Source organism: Actinomycetospora sp., assembly GCF_036497245.1.
Classification (GTDB): Bacteria; Actinomycetota; Actinomycetes; order Mycobacteriales; family Pseudonocardiaceae; genus Actinomycetospora.
In genome coordinates this window covers 57147-63639 of sequence record NZ_DASXJS010000213.1, presented here as the reverse complement: position 1 = coordinate 63639, position 6493 = coordinate 57147, and the positions used below count along the sequence as shown (strand labels likewise).

Below are 6493 nucleotides of genomic sequence, written 5' to 3'. Positions count from 1 at the left end.
CTACGACGACTACTACCGGGCCTACCTGCTGCCCCTCGAGAAGTACGGCCTGGTGATCCCCCACGACCTCATCGAGGAGTCGTGGAACCAGATCTGGAACAAGGGCTACGTCCACGAGGTCGCGCAGTTCTTCGCCACCGGGTGGCTCGCCAACTACTGGCGCATCGACGGCATGACCGACACGGACTTCGAGTGGTTCGAGTACAAGTACCCGGGCTGGTACGACCGGTACGGCAAGTGGTGGGAGAACTACAACCGTCTGGCGAAGCCGAACGGCCACCACGCGATCGTCGCGGAAGACGTCGACTACGTGTACCCGCACCGCTGCTGGACCTGCATGGTCCCGTGCCTGGTGCGCGAGGACATGGTCGTCGACAAGGTGGACGGCCAGTGGCGCACGTACTGCCACGAGGCCTGCCGCTGGACGGACGCCGTCGCGTTCCGTCCGACGTACCAGGGGCGCGACACCCCCAACATGGGGAAGCTCGTCGGTCACCGTGAGTGGGAGACGCTCTACCACGGGTGGAACTGGGCCGACGTCATCTCGGACATGGGCTTCGTCCGGGACGACGGCAAGACGCTCACGGCGCAGCCGCACCTCGATCTCGACCCGAAGAAGATGTGGACGCTCGACCACATGCGGCGCATGCCCCACGTGGCCAGCCCCAACGTCATCCTCAACGAGATGAACGACTCGGAGCGCGAGGCGTTCGTGGCGGACTACAACGCTCAGGGCCCCGCAGGCCGGCCTGCCGGCGTGAAGTCCTGATCGGGTCCGCCTGATCGACACCGTGTGAGCCGCGGGGAGGACCGGCCGTTCCCGGTCCTCCCCGCGGTACCCCGGGCCGTGCCTCGTCGGCGCGGCCCGTTTCTTCCCGGACGCCCTGCGTCCGTCGAGCTCCTCCCCGGCCGGGACCCTCGTTGTCGTAACCCCTACTCGCAAGGAGTCAGTCGTCGATGGGTGACAAGCACCGGGTCCGCTTCGAACCGGTCGGTATCGAGATCGAGGTCGACGAGGACCAGACGATCCTGCGTGCCGCGTTCGAACAAGGCGTGCAGCTCATGCACGGCTGCAAGGAAGGCCAGTGCGCCGCCTGCAAGTCCTTCGTCCTCGAGGGCGACATGGACGAGATCGAGCTGGACCGTTACTCGACCTTCGCCCTGCCCGACATGGAGCGGGAGGAGGGCCAGACCCTCCTCTGCCGCGCACACGCCTACGACGACCTCGTGATCGAGCTCCTCAACTACGACGAAGAAGTGCTGCGCTCCGGTCTGCCGGTGCGCAAGGGCACGGTCGAGGTCCTCGCGAACGAGCCCGTGACGCACGATATGCGCCACCTCGTCGTGCAACAGGTCGCCGGCGAGGACATCAAGTTCTTCCCCGGGCAGTACATGGACTTCATGCTGCCGGACTCGGGGGAGAGCCGGTCGTTCTCCATGGCCAACACCCCGAACCGCGAGGGCCGGTTCGAGTTCGTCATCAAGATCTACCCCGACGGCCTGTTCTCCCAGTTCCTGGCGAACGAGGTCTCGATCGGGGACCGACTGGAGGTCGAGGCCCCCTTCGGGACCTGCACCCTGCGGGACAGCCGTACCTCGGACATCGTCTTCGTCGGCGGCGGCGCCGGAATGGCTCCGCTGCTCGGGCTGCTGCGCGCGCTCGCCGAGAAGGAGACACCGCGGAAGGCCGTCCTCTACTACGGGGCCCGCACCAAGGCCGACCTCTGCTTCGAGAAGGAGCTCCGCGCCCTCGAGGAGGAGCTCCCCTCGTTCCGTTACGTGCCCGCCCTCTCGGAGCCCGACGGCCACGACTGGGACGGCGCGACCGGCCTCATCACCGAGGTGGTCCGCGCGAACGAACCGGACCTGAAAGGCAGGGATGCCTATGTGTGCGGGCCGCCGCCGATGGTCGACGCGGCGATCGCCCTGCTGACACAGAGCGGTGTGGATGAACGACACATCTACTTCGACAAGTTCACGACGACCGGAGAGCCAGAGGACGAGGGCAACACATGACGACAGCCGAGAGCAGCGAACGCAGTGTTCCGAAGCCGGTGTTCACCGACGCCGAGGCGGGGGCGAAAGAATTCCCCGACTCCGGTCCGTCGGCCCGCCGCTACAACTACTTCAAGCCCGCGAAGCGCAAGCAGACCCACTACGAGGACGTCACCGTCGAGGTCCAGCCGGACCCCCGCCACTACCTGACCCAGGGCTGGATCTACGGCTTCGCCGACGGCTCCAACGGCTACCCGCTCACCTGGACCAAGCTGAAGGCGTGGGGCGTCGACGACCCCGAGCCGGTGCGCGGCCCCGGATCCGGCGGCAAGCCGGTACAGAACTGGCCCGCCCACGGCTGGCACGAGTTCCGTGATCCCAACGAGGAGTGGGAACTCACGATGTACCGGTACAACGCCAACGTTGTCCGGCAGGTGACCCAGAACGTCGAGAACGCCCGCACCACGAAGGCGTTCGAGCAGTGGACCCCGAACTGGACGCGCTTCGTCGAGCGCAACGTCGGCGCCTGGATGCACATCGAGCACATCCTCGGGCTGTACGTGTTCGCGGCCAGCAACCGCTCCGGGCCGACGAACATGCACAACACGGCCATGGCCGTGAACAGCGAGCACAAGATTCGTTTCGCCCAGGACCTCGCGCTCTACAACCTCACCCTCACCGAGGAGATCGAGGGCTTCGACGGTGCGGCCCACCTGGAGGCCTGGAACTCCGACGCCGAGTGGCAGGGCGTCCGCAAGGTGACCGAGGCGCTGACCGCGGTGAACGACGACTGGGGCGAGATGATCTTCGCTACCAACATCGTCTTCGAGCCGCTGCTCGGCGAGCTCTTCCGGTCGAGGCTGGTCATGCAGTCCGCGGCGGGCAACGGCGACTACGTCACCCCGACCGTCGTCGGCTCCGGAGAGTACGACTACGCCCAGCGTGACCTGCGCTGGACGCAGGCCTGCTTCGGGCCGCTCACCCAGGACCGCGAGTTCGCTGAGCACAACAAGAGCATCATGAACGGCTGGCTGAAGAACTGGGTTCCCCAGTGCCTCGAGGCCGCCCGCCAGATGCAGCCCCTCTGGTCGCAGCCCGACGCGAAGCCCCCCCGATTCGAGGACAGCCTCGACCAGGCCAAGAGCCGCTTCTCCGGGATCCTGACGGATCTCGGTCTCGAGACCCCGAAGGAGCTCTCCCAGTGACGCAGTTCAAGACGGCCGAGAGCCCGTACAAGCAGAACAACACCGAGTCCGGCATGGCCGGCGTGACCCTGATGAACAATCAGGTCGGCGCCGTCGTGGCCGAGGTCATGAACCGTCAGGAGAACGTGACGGTCCAGGAGCTCCCCGCGATGATCCGCGTGGACTGCGTGGGCCGCATGGACTTCGTGTACTCGGAGATCTCCGAGGCGCTCGGCGAGGAGGACGACTTCTACGACGCCGCCGAGTTCGAGGAGAACATGTCGACGCACTACGGGAAGATGGTCCACATGGACGATCGGACCGTGATGTTCGGCAACCTGGAGGAGGCCGCCGAGTTCATCGGCGACATGCTCCCGCCCGTGGTGAACAAGTAGCACCCGGATTCGTATGTCGGATCGCCGGCCACCGCCCGTCGCGGGGGCCTGGCCGGCGATCCGGCCCGGTAATCGTCACCCCTATTTCCCTGGAGAAGAGAGGTCATGGCCAAGGAACTGCGATTCGGCGCCGACGCCCGTCACGCCCTGCAGGCGGGGGTGGATCAGCTCGCCGAGGCCGTCAAGTCGACCCTGGGTCCCAAGGGGCGCAACGTCATCCTGGAGAAGATCACCGGCACGCCCGAGGTGACCAACGACGGGGTGACGATCGCTCGGGAGATCTATCTGCGCGACCCGTTCGAGAACATGGGCGCGCAGGTTCTCAAGGAAGCTGCGGTCAAGACCAACGACGTCGTCGGTGACGGCACCACGACGGCCACCGTCATCGCCCAGGCGATCGTCCGCGAGGGCCTGAAGGCGATCGGTTCCGGCGGCAATCCCGTCCTCGTCAAGCGGGGCATCGACCTCGCGGTCAGCAAGATCGTCGACCACCTCTCGAGCGTCGCCCACCCGGTCGAGGACGTGGAGTCGCTCGCCCGCGTCGCCTCGATCTCGGCGAACGACGACGAGACCATCGGCCGCGTCGTGGCGCAGACGCTGCAGACCGTCGGCGACGACGGCGTGATCACCGTCGACGACGGGCCGATCCACGGCCTGCAGGTCAACTTCGTCGAGGACTTCGAGTTCGACAACGGCTACATGTCGCCCTACCTGGTCACCGACCCGGGCGCCATGCTCGCCGTCCTCGACGAGCCGTACATGCTGTTCTGCGCCGAGAAGATCACCGACGTCCGGACGCTCATGCCGGTCCTCGAGAAGATCATGCGTGACCCGCGGCCGCTGGTGATCGTCGCCGAGAAGGTCGAGGGCTCCGCCCTCCAGATGCTCGTGCACAACCACGTCAACGGGCACCTCAAGGTCACCTGCATCCAGGCGCCCGGCTTCGGCGAGAAGCGCGTCCACCTGCTCGAGGACATGGCGGCCCTCTGCGGCGGCAAGGTCCAGTCCAAGGCGTCGGCGTTCGCGCTGGAGCAGATGGGCGTCGAGCACCTCGGTACCGCCCGTCAGGTCCGCGCGGCCAGCGAGCACACGGTCATCATCGCCGGGGGCGGCGACCCGGCGGCCCGCGAGACGCGGGTGGCCCAGCTGCGCACCGAGATGGACCGCGCCACGATCGGCACCGACGAGGACTGGTTCTCCGAGCGCATCGCCCGGCTCTCCGGCAAGGCGGCCATCCTGCAGGTCGGTGCGCCCACCAACGCGGAGCTCAAGGAGATCCGCCACCGCGTCGACGACTCGCTGCAGGCGACCCGCGCGGCGATGGCGGAGGGCATCGTCGCCGGCGGCGGAGCGGCCCTGCTGCACGCGGAGGCCGCCCTCGACGACGGCCTCGAACTGAGCGGTGACTACCGGACCGGCGCCGAGATCGTCCGCGCCGCGCTGCCCGAGCCGGTCTCCCTCATCGCGAGCAACTCGGGCTACGAGAGCGCCGACGTCGTCAAGCGGGTCCGCGACATGGGGCTCGACGACGGGTTCGACGCGCTCGAGGGCCGGTTCGGCAACATGATCGAGCTCGGCATCATCGACCCGCTGCGCGTCGTGCGGTCGGCCCTGCAGAACGGCGCCTCCGTCGCGGGCCTGATCCTCACCACCAACTCGCTGGTGGCCGAGGAGACGACCCCGTGGAACAAGGCGCTCATGACCGAGTACGGCCCGCTCGACGAAGGCATCCCCCAGCCCTCGCCGGACGCCAGCACGCCCCAGTCGATGGGCCTCGGCCCGTCGATGGGCTGAGACAGACGAAGGGGCCGTGCAGCCCGCTGACCGACCCAGTGTTGTGACGGAGAGGAGCCTGTCGTGAAGGCCGTGCGCGTGCACGAGTACAAATCGGATCCATCGATCGACGACATTCCGGAGCCGAAGCTCCAGGGGCCGTTGGACGTGATCGTGAAGGTCGGCGGCGCCGGGGTGTGCCGGACCGATCTGCACATCGTCAACGGGGACTGGGAAGCGATCCAGAACCCGGCGCTGCCCTATGTCATCGGGCACGAGAACGCCGGCTGGGTCCACGAGATCGGCGACGCGGTCACCAACGTCAAGGTCGGCGACACGGTGATCCTGCACCCCCAGCCCTCCTGTGGGCTGTGCCTGTCGTGCCGGTCCGGGCGCGACATGCAGTGCACCGGGGACGCGTTCTTCCCGGGGCTGTCGAACAACGACGGCGGCATGGCGGAGTACCTGCGCACCACCGCGCGGGCGTGCGTGAAGCTGGACCCGTCGACCAACCCCGCCGATGTCGCGGCGCTGGCCGACGCGGGGATCACCGCGTACCACGCGGTGCGCAAGTCGGTCCCGTACCTGTACCCGGGCACCACCGCGGTGGTGCAGGGTGTCGGCGGGCTCGGCCACATCGCGGTGCAGGCGCTGGCGGCGCTGACCGCCACCAAGATCATCGTGGTGGACCGCAACCCGGCCGCGCTCGAGCTCGCGAAGCAGATCGGCGCCGACGAGACCGTGGTCGCCGACGGCAACCACGTCGCCGCGGTGCAGGACCTGACCGGGGGCGGCGCGACGGTCGTGTTCGACTTCGTCGCCGAGCAGGGCGCCGAGCTCGACGCCTGGGCGATGACCGGCCCGGCCGGCTACTGCTTCGTGCTGGGTTACGGCGGCGAGTTCCGCGCCCCGACCCTGGATTTCGTGGCCGGTGAGAAGAACGCCATCGGCAACATCGTGGGCACCTACAACGATCTCGCCGAACTGATGGTGCTCGCCCAGGCGGGCAAGGTCACCCTCCACACGGTCCAGTACCCGCTCTCGGGGGCGCTGGACGCCCTGCACGACCTCGACGCGGGGAAGGTCCGCGGCCGGGCGATTCTCGTTCCCTGATCCACCTGAATTCCCTGAATTTCCGCATCCACC

The 6493-nt window shown here is 67.7% G+C and carries 6 protein-coding genes; all 6 read left to right on the top strand.

What is annotated here, in order from left to right; genetic code table 11:
* Positions 1-769 (top strand): ferritin family protein (locus VGI02_RS22845; protein WP_527249137.1); only part of this gene is annotated, 769 nt, incomplete at its 5' end.
* A gap of 188 nt (positions 770-957) precedes the next feature.
* Positions 958-2016 carry an NADH:ubiquinone reductase (Na(+)-transporting) subunit F gene (locus VGI02_RS22840; RefSeq protein WP_331631175.1) on the top strand — a complete coding sequence of 353 codons (1059 nt, stop codon included), beginning with the start codon at positions 958-960 and terminating at the stop codon, positions 2014-2016.
* Positions 2013-3200 (top strand): ferritin family protein, encoded by a 1188-nt coding sequence (locus VGI02_RS22835; protein ID WP_331631173.1) that lies wholly within the window; start codon positions 2013-2015, stop codon positions 3198-3200. The genes VGI02_RS22840 and VGI02_RS22835 overlap by 4 nt, the downstream gene beginning before the upstream one ends.
* Complete coding sequence (gene mimD / locus VGI02_RS22830) at positions 3197-3574, top strand: propane 2-monooxygenase effector subunit MimD (protein ID WP_331631171.1); 378 nt, start codon at positions 3197-3199, stop codon at positions 3572-3574. The genes VGI02_RS22835 and mimD overlap by 4 nt, the downstream gene beginning before the upstream one ends.
* Before the next feature lie 105 nt (positions 3575-3679).
* A complete protein-coding gene (gene groL / locus VGI02_RS22825) occupies positions 3680-5368 on the top strand; it encodes a chaperonin GroEL (protein ID WP_331631169.1) in 1689 nt (562 codons plus the stop codon).
* A gap of 63 nt (positions 5369-5431) precedes the next feature.
* Entirely contained in the window at positions 5432-6460 is a 1029-nt protein-coding gene (locus tag VGI02_RS22820; RefSeq protein ID WP_331631167.1) for an NAD(P)-dependent alcohol dehydrogenase, read from the top strand.
* The last annotated feature ends 33 nt before the right edge of the window (positions 6461-6493 follow it).